Source organism: Rhodoferax sp., from assembly GCF_028689295.1.
Taxonomy (GTDB): Bacteria; Pseudomonadota; Gammaproteobacteria; order Burkholderiales; family Burkholderiaceae_C; genus Rhodoferax.
The window spans coordinates 13455-29341 of sequence record NZ_JAQTWL010000016.1; the positions used below are offsets into that span (position 1 = coordinate 13455).

15 protein-coding genes and 1 riboswitch are annotated in these 15887 nt (G+C 62.6%); of the genes, 11 read left to right on the top strand and 4 right to left on the bottom strand.

The features are described from left to right. Position 1 precedes the first annotated feature (1 nt). Both PHF15_RS12985 and PHF15_RS12990 read right to left on the bottom strand, forming a co-directional pair. Positions 2 to 1477: an NAD(P)H-hydrate dehydratase gene (locus PHF15_RS12985; protein WP_300121674.1), complete on the bottom strand. Its 1476-nt coding sequence runs from the start codon at positions 1475 to 1477 to the stop codon at positions 2 to 4. Between the two features lie 9 nt (positions 1478 to 1486). Then, a complete protein-coding gene (locus PHF15_RS12990) occupies positions 1487 to 2374 on the bottom strand; it encodes an MBL fold metallo-hydrolase (protein ID WP_300121676.1) in 888 nt (295 codons plus the stop codon). Between the two features lie 174 nt (positions 2375 to 2548). Next, a riboswitch (cobalamin riboswitch) is annotated at positions 2549 to 2809 on the top strand. Between the two features lie 75 nt (positions 2810 to 2884). Here PHF15_RS12990 and PHF15_RS12995 point away from each other — a divergent pair. Genes PHF15_RS12995 through cobT form a run of 7 tightly spaced genes read left to right on the top strand, consistent with a single transcriptional unit; the run spans position 2885 to position 9980 of the window. Beyond that, positions 2885 to 4780, top strand: a complete 1896-nt coding sequence (locus PHF15_RS12995; RefSeq protein WP_300121678.1) for a TonB-dependent receptor — start codon at positions 2885 to 2887, stop codon at positions 4778 to 4780. 8 nt (positions 4781 to 4788) lie between these two features. Then, on the top strand, positions 4789 to 5607 hold the full coding sequence (locus PHF15_RS13000; protein ID WP_300121679.1) for an ABC transporter substrate-binding protein: 819 nt from the start codon (positions 4789 to 4791) through the stop codon (positions 5605 to 5607). After that, a complete protein-coding gene (locus PHF15_RS13005; RefSeq protein ID WP_300121681.1) occupies positions 5600 to 6211 on the top strand; it encodes a bifunctional adenosylcobinamide kinase/adenosylcobinamide-phosphate guanylyltransferase in 612 nt (203 codons plus the stop codon). Before PHF15_RS13000 ends, PHF15_RS13005 begins: the two co-directional genes overlap by 8 nt. Next, entirely contained in the window at positions 6208 to 7059 is an 852-nt protein-coding gene (locus PHF15_RS13010; RefSeq protein ID WP_300121683.1) for a helical backbone metal receptor, read from the top strand. Before PHF15_RS13005 ends, PHF15_RS13010 begins: the two co-directional genes overlap by 4 nt. Continuing rightward, complete coding sequence (locus PHF15_RS13015) at positions 7056 to 8078, top strand: iron ABC transporter permease (RefSeq protein WP_300121684.1); 1023 nt, start codon at positions 7056 to 7058, stop codon at positions 8076 to 8078. Before PHF15_RS13010 ends, PHF15_RS13015 begins: the two co-directional genes overlap by 4 nt. Before the next feature lie 8 nt (positions 8079 to 8086). Further along, positions 8087 to 8851 carry an ABC transporter ATP-binding protein gene (locus tag PHF15_RS13020; protein WP_300121685.1) on the top strand — a complete coding sequence of 255 codons (765 nt, stop codon included), beginning with the start codon at positions 8087 to 8089 and terminating at the stop codon, positions 8849 to 8851. A 37-nt stretch (positions 8852 to 8888) separates the two neighbouring features. Beyond that, positions 8889 to 9980 carry a nicotinate-nucleotide--dimethylbenzimidazole phosphoribosyltransferase gene (cobT, locus tag PHF15_RS13025; RefSeq protein WP_300121687.1) on the top strand — a complete coding sequence of 364 codons (1092 nt, stop codon included), beginning with the start codon at positions 8889 to 8891 and terminating at the stop codon, positions 9978 to 9980. A gap of 29 nt (positions 9981 to 10009) precedes the next feature. On the opposite strand, the gene PHF15_RS13030 is transcribed toward cobT, so the two are convergent. Further along, entirely contained in the window at positions 10010 to 10648 is a 639-nt protein-coding gene (locus PHF15_RS13030; protein ID WP_300121688.1) for a heme-binding protein, read from the bottom strand. Positions 10649 to 10758: 110 nt separating this feature from the next. On the opposite strand from PHF15_RS13030, the gene PHF15_RS13035 reads away from it, so the two are divergent. Next, positions 10759 to 11613 carry an adenosylcobinamide-GDP ribazoletransferase gene (locus PHF15_RS13035; protein WP_300121689.1) on the top strand — a complete coding sequence of 285 codons (855 nt, stop codon included), beginning with the start codon at positions 10759 to 10761 and terminating at the stop codon, positions 11611 to 11613. Further along, positions 11610 to 12188 carry a histidine phosphatase family protein gene (locus PHF15_RS13040; RefSeq protein WP_300121690.1) on the top strand — a complete coding sequence of 193 codons (579 nt, stop codon included), beginning with the start codon at positions 11610 to 11612 and terminating at the stop codon, positions 12186 to 12188. The genes PHF15_RS13035 and PHF15_RS13040 overlap by 4 nt, the downstream gene beginning before the upstream one ends. Before the next feature lie 323 nt (positions 12189 to 12511). On the opposite strand, the gene nth is transcribed toward PHF15_RS13040, so the two are convergent. Then, positions 12512 to 13162 carry an endonuclease III gene (gene nth / locus PHF15_RS13045; RefSeq protein WP_300121691.1) on the bottom strand — a complete coding sequence of 217 codons (651 nt, stop codon included), beginning with the start codon at positions 13160 to 13162 and terminating at the stop codon, positions 12512 to 12514. Positions 13163 to 13225: 63 nt separating this feature from the next. Here nth and PHF15_RS13050 point away from each other — a divergent pair, with 63 nt between their 5' ends. Further along, positions 13226 to 14413 carry a PLP-dependent aminotransferase family protein gene (locus PHF15_RS13050; RefSeq protein ID WP_300121692.1) on the top strand — a complete coding sequence of 396 codons (1188 nt, stop codon included), beginning with the start codon at positions 13226 to 13228 and terminating at the stop codon, positions 14411 to 14413. 40 nt (positions 14414 to 14453) lie between these two features. Further along, complete coding sequence (locus PHF15_RS13055) at positions 14454 to 15875, top strand: diguanylate cyclase (RefSeq protein WP_300121693.1); 1422 nt, start codon at positions 14454 to 14456, stop codon at positions 15873 to 15875. The last annotated feature ends 12 nt before the right edge of the window (positions 15876 to 15887 follow it).

A 15887-nucleotide genomic window follows, 5' to 3' on the forward strand; every position in this document is an offset into this window, starting at 1 on the left:
CTCAAGCCTTCAGCGCCTGGGCCAATCTCGAGGCCGTCAGCGCCTGGTCTTGCGGCCATTGGTCTGCTGCGGAACCATGCTGATAGACGGCCTGGCAAGCGGCGTCGAAGGTATGGAGGCCAGCCGCCAGGCGCGCACCGATCAAACCCGCCAGCACATCCCCCGTGCCGCCCGTCGCCAGCCGGGCATTGCCCGTTGGGTTGATCACCGGTACCACATCGGCTTCGGCGATCACCGTGCCGGAACCCTTGAGCACCACGGTGCAAGCAAAACGCCGGGCCAGTTGTTGCGCCGCTGCCATGCGATTGGTTTGAATGTCGGCAGCACTGCATGCCAGCAGCCGGGCCGCTTCCAGCGGGTGCGGCGTCAGGATGGTGGCGTGTTGCTGCCGGCCGCGCTCGGCCAGCAGGGCTTGCAACGGGGCGAACTGGGCGATGGCGTTGAGGCCGTCGGCGTCGATCACCAGGTGTTTGGCAGACTTCAAAATTACCGGCAGTTGGGCTGCTATCGCATCACCACCACCGCAGCCACACACCACGCTCATCGTCTCCAATGGCAGAGTGTCCAGATCCCGGAACATCAGCTCAGGCTGCACGGTGTCGAGTCGCAAGGGCTGCTCGTCCAACAGACTGACAAACACCCGCCCGGCGCCGCCGTGCAACGCTGCCGAGGCTGCCAGCAGGGCGGCACCGGACATGCCTCGGGCGCCGCCGACCACGGCCACGTCCCCAAAACTGCCTTTGTGGCTGGCATGGGCGCGGCTCGTTTTCAGTGGCCTGCCTGCCAGCCAGGCGCTGGGTGGCAAGGGTGGCGGGGCGCTCGGGTCGGACTGATCCTGTCGCAAGTCGTCCAACCAGACGGTTCCTGCCAGGTCGCGGCCCTGTCCGGTGAACAAGCCGGGCTTGAGCGTCAACAGGCTCAGTGTATGGGTGGCTTTGACATGGCACCTGCTGGCGGCACCAGTGTCGGCCTGCAAGCCACTGGGCACATCCACCGCCAGCACCGGCGCACCGCAAGTGTTGATCTGATGCATCCAGTCAGCCATCAAACCCGCAGGCTCGCGCAATTGCGAGCCGATACCCAGCAAGGCATCGATGCACAGGTCGAAGTGCGTCGGCGGACCAGCGCCAAATGCCACACCCGCGTCGAGGGCGGTTTGATAGGCCAGGCGTGTGTCGGCAGGCGCCTGGTCTGGCTTGCCCAGCCAGCTCATCAGGGGCTGTTTGCCCCAGCGCTGCAAATGCATGGCGGCCACGATGCCGTCGCCACCGTTGTTGCCGGTGCCGGCCGCAATCCAGATGCGTTGGGCGTGGGGTGCTATGGCCAGCGCCAGCCTGGCCACGGCCAGACCGGCGCGCGCCATCAGGCTGTGCTCGGGCAGGCCATGCTGCAAGTGGTGTTCGAATTGCCGCGTCGTTGCCACGTCATGCAGCGCTTGCCGATTCAGGAAGTTGACCAGGCGCACGGCAAAACTCAAATCAGCTCGTTAGAACTCAAAGCAGTCGCCTTCGCGCGCCAGGCGGTAGATGGGGTCGCCGGCCTGACGCGGGTGTTCCGCAATGGCCTCGGCAAAAGCCGCCTCAAGCGCGTCGTCGCTGCGCGTGGGTTCATGGTGGGTGCAAAACAGGTTTTTGACTCCGGCTTTTTTGGCGTATTGGATGCTCGAATGATAAGTGCCATGGCCCCAGCCAATTTTGGCCGGGTATTCGGCAGTGGTGTAGGAGCAATCTGCGATCAACACATCCACCCCCTGCATGGCCTGCAACAGATAGTTGTTTCTGGCCTCTATTTCTTGCTGCAACTGTGCAAAACCGGCATCACCCGGGGCGAGGTGGTTCAGGGGCGGCTCATGGTCGCCGGTGAAAAACAGGGATTTGCCGTTTTCCTCAATCCGGTAGCCAAAATCGACCACCGGATGACACATCAGGTACGGCGTGACCGTGGCGCTGCCGATCTGGAAGCCTTCATCGGGCGCCAGGGTGACGTACTCGATGCGCGCCTTCATTTCTTCCTCGCGCACGGGAAAGTAACTGTACTGAAGCTGCACCGCCATGACCTGCTCGATCCCCTTGCCGGCAATCGGATCGAAGGCGCCATGCAAACGCATGGTGTTACCCGCGATGAAGTTCGGCTGGAAAAAAGGCAAACCCTGAATATGGTCCCAATGCGAATGGGTGATGAGCACATTGGCGGTGACCGGTAATTCGTTGAGCAGGGTTTGGGACAACGGAAAGATACCGGTACCGGCATCGATGATGATGAGTTCGTTGTTGTCAGTACGGATTTCAATGCAGGTGGTGTTGCCGCCATAGCGCATGGTGTTGGGGCCGGGCGAGGCGATGGAGCCACGGACTCCCCAGAATTTGACTTTCATGCCGTACCTCTAAATTGTGCGATCCGCACACATGTCGCCAACCTGAATGGCAAACTGTTGATTCATGTCAGGACTTGCTGAGTGCATAGGGTGCTGATCGTACCGCCAAATGTTTTAGACAGGCCTGATTTGGCAATTGACCTGTTGGCAAAAAATGGTCATCTGGCAATTCAATACTAAAATTGCGACGTTGGTGCTCGCGTCGTGGTTCACACGCCGCAGTTCAACGGGAAGCAGGAGGTCACGCCGTTCGCACTGAGCTTGTCGAAGTGCCGAGTGGTTGAACTAACCTGCGCTGCCCCCGCAACGGTAAGTGGACGCATCTTTTTGATGCCGCTTTGATCATTGCCACTGAGCGTTCTGAACACGCGCTTGGGAAGGCGACCAAGGTTGATTCCATCAGCCCGGATACCGGCCAACACGGTGGCTGCGCGCGCGAGTGCGCAACCGTGACGCTCATGCACTGTCGGGGACGACGGTGAGAGCTTTTTGATGGTTCTTATTCCAATTATGAAAACTTGTATTTCTTCCATGCGCGGTCGCGATGGCGTGCGCTTGTGCGCGTCTGTTGTGGCCGTTTTTGCTGCTTTTCCGGTGCTGGCTCAGGGTCAGACTGCAACACTTCAGGAGGTGGTGGTGACGGCCAGCCGCAATGAGCAGTTGCTCGGTTCCGCCTTGCCGCACACCAGCGTGATCAGCCGCGAGGACATCGAGCGCTCGCAGGCCACCGATCTGGTCACGCTGCTGCAACGCGAGGCCGGCTTGCAGCGCACCCAGAATGGTGGTATCGGAACGGTGTCGAGCGTGTTCGTGCGCGGTGCGCCCTCGCTGCAAACCCTGGTGTTGATCGATGGCGTGCCGCAAAACAAGCAGGATGCCTCTGGCGCCGTCAGCCTGGAGCATTTGATGCTCGACAATATCGAGCGGATCGAGATTGTGCGCGGCAACGTGTCGGCCATTTATGGCTCGGGCGCCATTGGCGGTGTCATCCAGATTTTTACCAAAAGGGGCAGCCGTGAGCCTGCGGCCAATGTGTCGCTGGAGGTCGGGCCGCGTGCTTCACGCAAAATTTCCGGCGGAGTGGGCACTACTTTGGGTGCCACGACGATCAGCGCCGGCCTGTCGAGGGTGAGCACGGATGGCTTTTTGGCGATCGACACCACACAGTTGCCAGGCGCCAATCCGGATGCCGACGGCTACAGTAATACCAGTGGCACTATTTCCCTGGAGCACAAACTCTCTGCTGCGCATAACTTTGGCTTGCGGCTCGTTCGGTCCGACGCTGACACAGAATATGACAATGCCTATGGTGCGCCCGCTGACATTCAAACATCGACGAATCGCTTGAGCCAGTCCACGCTGTTCGCAGACAACACCTGGGGTAACTGGCGCAGCCGTTTGTCGCTCAGTGAGCAGTCTGACAAAAGCGAGAGCCATGACAACGGTATGTATGGCTCCAACGATGGCTTCACAACGCAAGCCACAGTGTTGAGTTGGGTCAACGCCGTGGCGCTGAGAGACAATTGGCGGGTCAGCGCCGGACTGGAGCAGCAGCGCCAGCATGTGGATACCCGCAGTGATTCTCCTTACGCGTCAACGTATGACGCGGATCGTGACACCAGCGCCTTGTTTGCAGGCCTTGAAGGCCAACTGGGCAAGGGCAATGTCCAACTCAATGTGCGTCATGACAGGGTGGGCGACTTGAGTGAAAGCACCGGTTTCCTGGGCTTAGGCTACCCGGTGACGGAGCACATCAAGCTGACGGCAAGCACGTCGAGCGCCTTCAATGCGCCGCCGCTGGGTTACTTGTTTGCGCCTGGCTACGGCAACCCCCTGCTCAAACCAGAGCGCGCCCGCAGCAAGGAACTGGGCGTGCAGTACGAGCAGGGTAGCCAATGGCTGCGCGCCACCTATTTCGATACGCGCATTGAGGACCAGCTCAACTATGATTTCATCACTTCAGCCTTTGAAAATATTGGCCGCACCCGAAATTCCGGTCTGGAACTCTCGTACCGGGGCAGCGTGGGCGCCAGCGATGTGCGCGCCAGTCTGACCGTGCAGGATCCGGTAGATGAAATCACCAACCAGCGCCTGTCGCGTCGTGCTGCTACGCTGTTGTCGCTTGGGGTTTCATACCCGTTGGGGCCGTGGCGAATGGGTGCCGACCTGCAATACAGCGGCGACCGACCCGATACCTACAGTGACTCGGCCACTTTCAGTACCGTCAACACCACACTGGACGCCTATTCGGTGCTTGATTTGACGCTGTCCTACGCGGTATCGCCCACTGTGCTTCTCAAGGCGCGCCTGGACAACGCCACAGATGAAAAGTACCAGACGGTTTACGGTTACAACCAGCAGCCACGTAGTCTGTATGTGGGCCTGATCTGGGCTCCCAAGCTCTGATTTCACCGATGAACCCGTCTCTCGCCCAAGCAATGTCTCCCCGGCGCATTGTCTGCCTGACCGAGGAAACCACCGAGTGGCTCTACTTGCTGGGGCAGGAGAACCGCATCGTCGGCATTTCGGGCTACACGGTGCGGCCGCGCCGGGCGCGGGAGGAAAAGCCGCGGGTGAGCGCGTTCACCAGCGCCAAGATCGACAAGATTCTGGCGCTGGAGCCGGACTGTGTGCTGGGCTTTTCCGACATGCAGGCCGACATTGCAGGCAGTCTGATTCGGGCTGGTGTTCAGGTCACGGTGTTCAACCAGCGCAGCGTGACCGAGATTTTTTCGGTGCTATACCAAGTGGCGGCGATGGTGGGGCAGGGCGAGCAGGGCTTGGCGCTGATTGCTGACATGCAGCAGCGGCTGGCTGCCATTGCCAAGACAGCGGCCGGCTTGCCCCGTCGTCCCAAAATCTATTTTGAAGAGTGGGATGTGCCGCTCATCAGCGCGATACGCTGGGTGTCCGAGCTGATCGGCATCGCGGGCGGCGACGACATCTTTCCGGAGCTGGCAGCGCAATCGCTGGGCAAGCACCGCATCATTGCCGATGGTGCCGAAATCGTCCGGCGCAATCCGGACATCATCTTCGGCTCCTGGTGCGGCAAGAAGTTTCGTCCGCAAAACGTGGCGGCGCGCCCGGGGTGGGGCGAGGTGGCGGCTGTCCAAACCGGCCAACTGTTCGAGATCAAGTCAGCCGATATTCTGCAGCCCGGCCCGGCCGCGTTGACCGACGGCGTGGCGCAACTGCACCGCATCGTCATGGCCTGGAGCCAGGCGCATGGCTGACTTCACGAGGCTGAACGTGGCGCGCAGCGAGTTGATTCTGGGCGGCCAGAAGAGCGGCAAATCACGCCGCGCCGAAGCCCTGGCGCAAAGCTGGCTGGCGCGGTCTGACGCGCACCGCGCCGTGCTGATCGCCACCGCGCAAGCCGGCGATGACGAGATGCGCCTGCGCATCGCGCGCCACCAGGGCGACCGGGCGCAACGTCTGCCCGCCATGGTCACTCTGGAGGCGCCTTGGCAACTGGCGCAGGCAATTCAGACTCACAGTGCTCCCGACACCCTGATCGTGGTGGATTGCCTCACGCTGTGGTTGACCAACTGGCTGATGCCGGTCGCGTTGAGCTCTGCCAGTCAACCCGCAGGAACCGACACACCGGAGCCAGCCTTTGAGGCGCAAAAAACCAGATTGTTTGCAGTGGTTCAATCATCGCCCGGCCCGCTGGTGATGGTTGGCAACGAAATTGGTCTGGGCGTGATTCCCCTGGGCCGCGAGGTGCGCGCCTTTGTCGATGCGCTGGGCCTGCTCAATCAAGGCGTGGCGCAAAACTGCCAGCGGGTAACGCTGATGACGGCGGGCTTGCCACTGACTTTGAAGGACTCGCTATGAAACCGGCGTTGGTGTTGGTCTGGTTGGTATTGCTGCACACGGCCCATGCCTTTCAGGTCACCGACGACCGGGGTATGACAATCAGTTTTGAGACGACCCCCCAGCGCATCGTCAGCCTGCTGCCGTCCTTGACCGAGACCGTGTGCGCATTGGGCCAATGTGAGAAACTGGTGGCGGTGGACCGTTATTCCAATTACCCGGACCGCGTCACAAAACTGCCGCAAGTAGGCGGTGGACTGGACCCCAACATCGAAGCCATCGTGGCGCTCAAGCCCGATGTGGTGCTGATGGCCACCTCATCAAGAGTCGGCGAGCGTTTGCAGGCGCTGGGCATCAAGGTGGTGGCGCTGGAGCCCAAAAACCATGCCGATGTCAAGAGCGTGCTGGCCACGCTGGGCGTGTTGCTGGGCACCAGCGCCGCGCCACAGGTCTGGCAGTCCATCGAGCTCAGCATGGCGTCTGCGGCGCAGTCGCTGCCTGTGCGTATCAAGTCCAACCGGGTTTATTTCGAGGTCAACCGTGCGCCGTATGCGGCCGGTGAGGCATCGTTCATCGGCGAGACCCTGACGCGCCTCGGCGTGCAGAATATCGTCCCTGCCAGTTTGGGGCCGTTTCCGCTGCTGAACCCGGAGTTCGTGGTGCGCGCCAACCCGGACGTGATCATGGTGGGTGACATCAATTTTGCCGGCATGGCGGGGCGCCCGGGTTGGGACAACGTTCGCGCCATTGCGCGCCAGCAGGTGTGCATCTTCACTCCGGCGCAGGCCGACGTGCTGGTACGGACCGGCCCGCGCATGGCCGAGGGTGCGCAGTTGATGGCGCAATGCCTGCGCAAGGTGCTGCCATGACCGATGTGGGCCGGCAACTGCGCCTTGCCTCCAGACTGGAACTGGGTTTGCTGCTGGCCGGCCTGCTGTTGCTGCTGCTGGGCGCCAGTGTCGGCAGCACCGGCTTCGAGAGCGTGCTGCAGGCCTGGAGTGACCCGCTGGCGCTGCAAATCGTTTGGGACATCCGGCTGCCGCGCACGCTCGGTGCTTGGGCCGCCGGCGCCCTGCTGGGGTTGGCCGGCGCGCTGGCGCAGGGCCTGTTTCGCAATCCGCTGGCCGACCCCTATTTGCTGGGCAGCGCCTCGGGCGCCTCGCTGGGCGTGGCGCTGGCGCTCATTCTGTTTGGCGTCTCGCCATTTGCTTCTGAGTGGCTTGTGCGCCTGGGGCTGACCGGCGCGGCGTTTGCCGGCGCGGTCGGCGCGGTGCTGCTCACGCTGGTGCTGGCGCAGGGCGTGCAGCACACGCTGCGCCTGTTGCTGGCCGGTGTCATCGTCGGTGTGGTGCTGGGCGCCATGACGTCGCTGGTCATGCTGATGAGCCCGGAGGTGATGCAATCGATGCAGGCTTTCATGCTCGGCAGCACCGGTTTTGTCGGATGGAGCGCCTGGGTGCTGATGGTGCTGGTCTGGCTGGCCTGCATGGCGGTGGCCTGGCTGCTGAGCCCGGTGCTCGACGGTCTGTCGCTGGGCGAGGCCACCGCGGCCAGCCTGGGCCTGCCGCTGGCACAAATGCGCGCCTCCCTGGTCGCGGTGCTGGCGCTGGCCACGGGCGCGGCGGTGGCACAAACCGGCTTGATCGCCTTTGTCGGCCTGGCCGCGCCGCACCTGGTGCGCTCGGTCACCAAGACCACGCATCGGCGCCTGATATTTCTGTCAAGTCTGATGGGTGGCGTGCTGCTGATGGCCGCCGACGTGCTGGCCCGCGGTTTGCTGGCGCCGCAGGAATTGCCGGTGGGGGTGCTCACCGCGGTGCTGGGCGGCGGCTATCTGCTGTGGCTGATGCAGCGCAGCACGCGCTCGGTTTCGGGCACCGGGTTATGAAAAACGCAATGGCTTATCAAGCGCTGCAGGCCGGCGGCATCAACGCCAGCCTGGGCCATGTCCCGATCCTGAAGGACATCGATCTGGCGCTGCCAGCCGGGCGCTGGTGCAGCATCGTCGGCCCCAACGGGGCCGGCAAATCGACGCTGCTCAAGGTGCTGGCCCAACTGTTGCCACACACCGGCAGCGTCACCTTGCTGGGCCAGCCGCTTGCCACCCTGCCTGCCAGGGTGCGGGCGCAACAACTGGCCTGGCTGGGGCAGAACGAGGTCACCGGTGACGACCTGACCGTGTGGGACGTCGCCATGCTGGGCCGCCTGCCGCACCAGGCTTGGCTGGCTGCGCCCAGCGCTGCCGACCATGCCGCGGTCGAGCAAGCCTTGCGCGCCACCCAGGCCTGGGACTGGCGCGGACGTACGCTGGGCCAGCTCTCGGGCGGCGAACGCCAGCGCGTGCTGCTGGCGCGCGCGCTGGCGGTGCAGGCACAGGTGCTGCTGATGGACGAACCGCTGGCCAACCTCGATCCGCCGCACCAGGCCGACTGGCTGCACATGGTGCGCGACCTGATTGCCCAGGGCAAGACCGTGGTCAGCGTGCTGCATGAAATCTCGATGGCGCTGCATGCCGACGACATGCTCATCATGGCGGCCGGCCGCATCACGCACCAGGGTGCCTGCAGCGATGCCGCCACGCACCGGGCTCTGGAGACGGTGTTCGAAGGCCGCATTGCCATTCATGCGCTGGCCGGGCAGTGGCTGGCGTTGCCAAAATAATTGGAATCTGACCCCCATTATTTTCCCAAGGAAAAACATGACTTTTACTTTTCCCGAACTCGCAGATATTCGCTCGATCACTTTCACTCAAGCGCTGCAGCACAAAATTGATACCAAGACCAAGCCGTTGGGCTCCTTGGGACGGCTTGAGTCGCTGGCGCTGCAGCTCGGAGAAATATTGGGCGCCGACAGCCCGGTGCTCACAGCGCCGCAGCTGGTAGTGTTCGCCGGTGACCACGGCCTGGTGCGCCGCGGCGTCTCGGCTTACCCGAGCGACGTGAGCTGGCAGATGGTGGAAAACTTTCTGGCTGGTGGCGCAGCCGTGAGCGTGTTTTCAGGCGCCAACCAGATCGCGCTCACGGTGGTGGACTGCGGTGTCAAGCACGACTTTCTGGCGGGTTTGCCGGCCGGTGCCGCGCGCCCGGGCCTGCGGGTGTGCAAGGTGGCAGGGGCAGAACGCGGCACGGCCGACTCCAGCGAACAAGCCGCCATGACCGCGCTGCAATGCCGGCAAGCCATACAACACGGCATCGAATTGGTCAAAACCCTGCCCGGCAACGCGCTGTTGCTCGGTGAGATGGGCATTGGCAATACCTCGGCAGCGTCGCTGCTGCTGGCGCGTTTGGCAGGTCTTGATATTGAACTGTGCACCGGCGCCGGTACCGGCCTGGACGCCGCCGCCGTGCAGCGCAAAACTGCCATTTTGCGCGAGGTGCTGGCGCGCCACCCGCAGGCCACCGCGCCGCTGGACGCGCTGGCCGCCTTTGGCGGTTTCGAGATTGCCACCATGGTGGGTGCCGTGCTGCAAGCCGCGCACGAGCGCCGCGTGATCGTGGTGGACGGATTTATTGCCAGCAGCGCGGTGCTGGTGGCGCACGCCTTGCAGCCGCTGGTGCTGCAACGCTGCGTGTTTGCGCATCGCTCCGGTGAACGCGGTCACGAGTTCATGCTGCAACATCTGGGCGTGCAGGCGCTGCTGGACCTGGGGCTGCGCCTGGGTGAGGGTTCGGGGGCCGCGCTGGCCTGGCCGCTGCTGCAGGCCGCCTGCGCCATGCTGCGCGAGATGGCCAGTTTCGAGTCAGCCGGGGTGTCGGAAAAAACTGGAGCAGAGCCCGTGACAGTAGTTTGAGTTGTCGCTTGGCAGCTTGCGCGCCATGCTCATGGCTGTTGAATTTCCAGCATAACCTCGTTGCGCCGGAACATCGGCAGCGTCCAGGGCGGGTTGTAGCGTGCCAGTTGCGGGCTACCAAGGGTTTTGATTTTTTTGTCTGCCAGCCAGGCCACCAGTTCGTCAGTTTTACGCTGAACGCGGGCTTCTGTGTTGAACCCGGAGTAGCGCAGCACCGCCCAGGTTTTGGCTGGCACCTCGCGCAGGCTCACCGCCGGATTGTTAGGCTTGGGCAGGCCGGCCAGCGTGTACTGGCTGGGCATCACAAAATGCATGCGCCAACGGCTTGCACCTTGCAGGGCGGGCAGGCCGGTGCTGCCGGCAGTCTGGCTGACCAGCGGTTCCATGGCCACCGGCGCCGTCATGGCGATTTTTTGTGACGCAGGGGCCACCGGCTCCATCGTCACCGGCGCGGTCATGGCAATCTTTTCGGACGCGGCGTCCGGGCTTGGCACCACCGACTGGTTGTTGCCAAAAATATAGTCGGCAATCGCCCTGAAGCCCTTGCCGGAGGCCGCTTCCATGTCGCCTTCCACCGTGGTTTCGGCCACCACGAACGCCGGGTAGCGGCGCAGCTCGATGTTTCCTTGTTGGGACAAGAGTTCAAATTGGGGTTCTTCTGTGGCCATGACGGCACCTCCAGGCAGCACCAGTGCCGCCAACAATGTCAATCGGAGGCTGGTGGACAATCCCAGCCTGTATCGCGCCAGAGTGCGCCACCCTGTCCTGGTTGATTTCAATGCCTTCATTTTTGCTTCAATTCTTTCGCCACTATTTGTTGAGTCTGCAGTTTTTCACCCGCATACCGGTCACCGGACGCTTGGCGGAGTGGGTGGGTTACAGCCCCACCATGTTACGTGCCAGCGCCGGTCATTTCCCGGGTGTGGGCATTCTGCTGGGCGCTGTGCTGGCGCTGTTCACGGCCGGGCTGTTGGCATGGCTGCCGCCCACCGGTTCGGCGCCGCTGGTGGCGGCCGCACTCGGTACGGCGCTGGGAGTGTTACTGACTGGCGCGTTTCACGAGGACGGGCTGGCCGACGTGGCCGATGGTCTGGGCGGCAGTGCCGACCGCGACCGGGCTTTGCTCATCATGAAAGACTCGCGCGTCGGCGCTTTTGGCGCCATTGCCGTGATGCTGGTGCTGCTGTGCAAGGTGACGCTGCTGGCGCTTTTGGGCGACATCAGCGCGCCACTGCTGGTGGCGGCGCTGTTTGTGGCGCACGTGGTCTCGCGCACCTGGCCACTGCTTACCATCCGCTTGCTGGCGCATGTGGGCGATGCGGCGGGGTCCAGGTCAAAACCGCTGGCCGATCAAATCAGCGGGTTAGCCCTGCGCACGGGCTTGATCTGGTGCCTGTTGGCGCTGATCCTGACGGTTTCTGTGCAGGCGGCCACTGATTTTGTCGCCATCGACATGACCGATGAAGGCTTGCTGCTTGCCTTGTTGAACGCCTTAATGGCTTCTTTGGTGGCTTGGGCCGTGATGGCGCGCTGGTTCTGGCGGCGCCTGGGTGGCTTCACCGGCGACTGCCTGGGGGCCACTCAACAGGTCTGCGAAGTCGCCTTTTACTTGGGGCTGGGGTTGAGCCTGTGATCTGGCTGATGCGCCATGCGCAGCCCCTGATTGCACCCGGTATTTGCTACGGCGCGCTGGATGTGCCCGCCGATGCAGCTGCCACGCAGCAGGCGGCGCAAGGCCTGGCGGACCGTCTGCCGACCGGGGCGAGTGTTCTGGTGTCGCCGCTACAGCGCTGCCAGCAACTGGCTCAAGCCCTGGAAGTTTTGCGACCCGATGTGCGCTTTGGCACCGACCAGCGGCTGAGTGAGATGAACTTTGGCAGTTGGGAGGGCCAGCGCTGGGACGCTTTGCCTCCCGACGCTTTTGATGCCTGGATCAGTGACTTCTGGCGCCACCCCGTCGGTGGCGGCGAGTGTGTGGCCGACTTCATGGGCCGCGTCGCAGCGGTGTGGGATGCAGCTACGGCCGCCTGCCTGGTCGATGTGCCGCTGGTCTGGATCACCCATGCCGGTGTGATTCGGGCAGCCCGTTCGATCGCGTCTGGCCAGCGCGAGGTGCATGCGGCGGCCGATTGGCCAGCGGCTGCGCCCGGTTACGGGCAGTGCTGGCGTTACCAGGCGCCTTGCAACTGGCAGGAAGATGCCTGTTGACTTTTGCGTAATCCGCAGCGCGCATTGGGTATCTGACTGCGCTCATGTCCCCCGGCTCGGGCTTGCGCCCGAACCTCCTCCTTTACTTCGCTCCTTCAGACACCCAACGCACGCTGCTCGGGTTATCTGCGCGTCATCCGGGTTAGCCGGTATTCATGCTTCGAACACCAGAGTGGTCCAGGCCATGCGGGCCAAGGCGGGTGACCGATGTCGCAAAGCGAAGCGCGTCTGAGGCCGCCTGCCTTGGCCCGCATGGCCCATCCCAAGCGCCAAGCGGCCACTCATTCCAATCGCCAATCATCAAGCCATCAATGAATGCGCCATCAACTCCGGCTTTTTGGCTGCGGTGTTTTGTCCTTGAAATCGCAATACGGCGCCACCGCGCATTGCCAGCATTGCGGCGTTCGCGCCTGGCAGACGTAGCGGCCCAGCAAGATCAGCCAGTGGTGGGCGTGCATCCGGTAGGGCTCGGGAATGCGCTTGAGCAGTTTCATTTCGACCTCAAGCGGCGTCTTGCCAGGCGCCAGCCCGGTGCGGTTGCTGACCCGAAAGATGTGCGTGTCCACCGCCATGGTCGGCTCGCCAAAGGCCACGTTGAGCACCACATTGGCCGTTTTGCGGCCCACGCCGGGCAGCGTTTCCAGCGCCTCGCGCGTGCGCGGCACTTCGCCGTTGTATCGATCCACCAGGATCTGGCAGGTTTGCAGCAGGTGTTTGGCTTTGCTGTGGTACAGGCCGATGGTCTTGATGTAACGCTCCAGACCTTCCAGGCCCAGTGCCAGCATTTTTTGTGGCGTGTTGGCCACCAGGAACAGGCTTTGCGTGGCCTTGTTGACGCTCACATCGGTGGCCTGGGCCGACAGCAGCACGGCGGTCAGAAGTTCAAACACGCTGCTGTATTTCAGCTCGGTTTGTGGCGCCGGGTTGGCTGCGGCCAGGGTGGCAAAAAAATGGTCGATGGTGTGGGTGTTCATGGCTTCATTCGCGTGGGTTGAATCTCGGTGACAATTTGACCTCCATTCATCCGAGCTTATCCCATGCAATTCGCCACCCGACTCGACGCCATCGAAACCTCCGCCATCCGCGAGCTGTTCAAGCTGTTGGGCAAGCCCGGCATCATCAGCTTTGCCGGCGGTTTTCCCGACCCCGCGTTGTTCGACGCGGAAGGCATTGCCAGGTCCAGCGCGGCGGTGCTGGCCTGCAACCCGGGCCCGGTGCTGCAATACGGCGCCACGGAGGGCTATCAGCCACTGCGCGAAGGCATCAGCAGCTTCATGGCCGGCAAGGGTAGCACGGTGGCCCCAGATGGATTGATCGTCACCACCGGCAGCCAGCAGGCGCTCGACCTGATCGGCAAGACCATGATCTCGCCCGGCGACACCGTGATTGTGGAAGCGCCCACTTTCCTCGCCACCATCCAGTGTTTCCGGCTCTATGGCGCACACATCATCGGCGCGCCGATCGATGCCGACGGCGTCGATGTGGACAAGCTCGAAGCCCTGATCGAGGAGCACAAGCCCAAACTGGTCTATCTGATCCCCACCTTCGGCAACCCGAGTGGCGCCACCCTGAGCCTGGCACGGCGCAAGCGAATTCTGGAAATTGCCGCACGCACCCAGACGCTGATCGTGGAAGACGATCCCTATGGCGAGCTGTACTTCGATGCACCGCCGCCACCGAGCCTGCTGGCGCTAAGCGACGACGTTCCCGGCAGCCGCGACTGGCTGGCGCACTGTGGCAGTTTCAGCAAAATCCTGAGCCCCGGCCTGCGCGTTGGCTGGCTGATTGCGCCGCCCGAACTGCTGGCCAAGGCCACCATGTGCAAGCAATTCAGCGACGCCCACACCAGCAACTTGACGCAGGCCATTTGCGCCCACTACCTCACCTTGAACCGCTTGGGCGGTGCGCTGGCCGTGGTGCGCAAAACCTACGCCGAGCGCGCGCGCGTGATGGCTGAGTCGCTGCGCCGGGAATTGGGTGATGCCATCGCCTTCAACCAGCCGCAAGGCGGCATGTTTTTCTGGGCCAGGCTCACCGGCGCCCATGGCAAGCCGGCCAACGCCGCCGAATTTGCCAAGCGCGCCATCGACAAGCTGGTGGCCTTTGTGCCCGGCGCGCCGTTCTACGCGCACGACCCCGACCTGGCCACGCTGCGCCTGAGTTTTGCCACTGCCGATGTGGCCAAGATCGAAGAAGGTATTGCGCGGCTGGGGCGAGCGCTCTGAGAGCTTGATTTGATTTCTGAAATCCTGCCGGGGGAAAAACATGAACGAAAACGACCTGATCTACAGTTTTGCCAAGGCGAATGTCATCCAGGCCTCTGGTTTGATTGCGCTGATGATGCCGCAGACGCTGGGCGCCGGGGTTGCCGTCAAGGCCATGGACGGCCGTTACAAGTTGGTCAACCAGGTCATGCAAGGCTATTTCAGCAAGACCTCGCAGCAGTTCTCCAGTCTGACCGATGCCGAGCTGTTTCCGACCGAAGTGGCGGCGCAACTGCAGCAATCCGATGCGCAGATCATGGCGGGTGCCGCCACCTGCAGCGACCAGCTTGATTGTTGGATTGACGGCCGGTCCATTCAATGCCTCTGGTTCAAGTTCCCGGTGCACGGCCCGGATGGGCAAATCCTGTTCATCGGGGCCGCCATGCTCGACACCGCACGCATGGGAGATATCGACAAGATGCAGAAGTCGCTGGAACTTTTGCAAAACACCAACCAGGAGTTGCAGAAGACCCTGGTCGAACTGTCCAAACTGGCCAGCACTGACAAGCTCACGGGGGCCTGGAACCGGCGCCGGCTCGAAGAAGCCCTGCTCAATGAAATGGACCGGCTCAAGCGCTACGACCACCCCTTGAGCATGCTGATTCTCGACATCGATCTGTTCAAAAAAGTCAACGATGAACACGGCCACAGCGTAGGCGACGAGGTGCTGGTGAAACTGGCGAATGTGCTGCAGTCAAGCCTGCGCGCATCAGACACGCTGACACGCTGGGGTGGCGAAGAATTTGTGGTGCTGTGCCCCAACACCACTCTATCCACTGTGACCTTGCTGGCAGAGCGCTTGCGCACGAATGTCGCCATGGCCATTTTTCCCACGGCAAAGCATGTGACGATCAGTCTGGGCGCGGCAGAGTGCATGGTGGGAGAGGCTTGGGAAGACTGGTTCAAGCGCGCCGATGCGGCGCTTTACCGGGCCAAGGCGGGCGGTCGCAACCAGGTGCAAGTTGCCCCGGAAGCGCCTCAGCGCGATGGTGCCGGAAATGCCATGACCGCTAATCTCGTACGATTGTCCTGGCATGCGGCCTACGAGTGCGGCAACCCGGTCATCGACGAACAGCACCGCGGCCTGTTTGCCGATGCCAATCATCTGCTCGGCGCGGTGCTGTCAGACCGTCCCGAAGCAGAGGTGGCTGCGCTGGTCAATACCCTGGTCAGGGATGTGGTGCAGCATTTCAAGGATGAAGAAGTCATCATTCGCGCAGCGGGCTATCCGCACGCCGCCGAGCATGCGGCCATTCACAACGCGCTGGTTGACAAGGCAGTGCTGCTGGTCAAACATTTTCATGACGGCACGCTGGCGATTGGCGAGCTGTTTCAATTTCTGGCCCACGACGTGGTGGCACGGCATATGCTCGGCGCCGACCGCGAGTTCTTTGGCTACCTGCAGCCCAAACCAAAGTCCTGAATGAATGTGCCC

Bases quoted from the DNA above. Each gene is read 5' to 3' on its own strand.
- PHF15_RS13055 (WP_300121693.1), top strand. From the start codon at position 14,454: ATGAACGAAAACGACCTGATCTACAGTTTTGCCAAGGCGAATGTCATC.
- PHF15_RS13015 (WP_300121684.1), top strand. From the start codon at position 7,056: ATGACCGATGTGGGCCGGCAACTGCGCCTTGCCTCCAGACTGGAACTG.
- PHF15_RS13005 (WP_300121681.1), top strand. From the start codon at position 5,600: ATGGCTGACTTCACGAGGCTGAACGTGGCGCGCAGCGAGTTGATTCTG.
- PHF15_RS13050 (WP_300121692.1), top strand. From the start codon at position 13,226: ATGCAATTCGCCACCCGACTCGACGCCATCGAAACCTCCGCCATCCGC.
- cobT (WP_300121687.1), top strand. From the start codon at position 8,889: ATGACTTTTACTTTTCCCGAACTCGCAGATATTCGCTCGATCACTTTC.
- PHF15_RS12995 (WP_300121678.1), top strand. From the start codon at position 2,885: ATGAAAACTTGTATTTCTTCCATGCGCGGTCGCGATGGCGTGCGCTTG.
- PHF15_RS13035 (WP_300121689.1), top strand. From the start codon at position 10,759: ATGCCTTCATTTTTGCTTCAATTCTTTCGCCACTATTTGTTGAGTCTG.
- PHF15_RS13030 (WP_300121688.1), bottom strand. From the start codon at position 10,648: ATGGCCACAGAAGAACCCCAATTTGAACTCTTGTCCCAACAAGGAAAC.
- PHF15_RS12990 (WP_300121676.1), bottom strand. From the start codon at position 2,374: ATGAAAGTCAAATTCTGGGGAGTCCGTGGCTCCATCGCCTCGCCCGGC.
- PHF15_RS13010 (WP_300121683.1), top strand. From the start codon at position 6,208: ATGAAACCGGCGTTGGTGTTGGTCTGGTTGGTATTGCTGCACACGGCC.
- PHF15_RS13000 (WP_300121679.1), top strand. From the start codon at position 4,789: ATGAACCCGTCTCTCGCCCAAGCAATGTCTCCCCGGCGCATTGTCTGC.
- nth (WP_300121691.1), bottom strand. From the start codon at position 13,162: ATGAACACCCACACCATCGACCATTTTTTTGCCACCCTGGCCGCAGCC.
- PHF15_RS13020 (WP_300121685.1), top strand. From the start codon at position 8,087: ATGGCTTATCAAGCGCTGCAGGCCGGCGGCATCAACGCCAGCCTGGGC.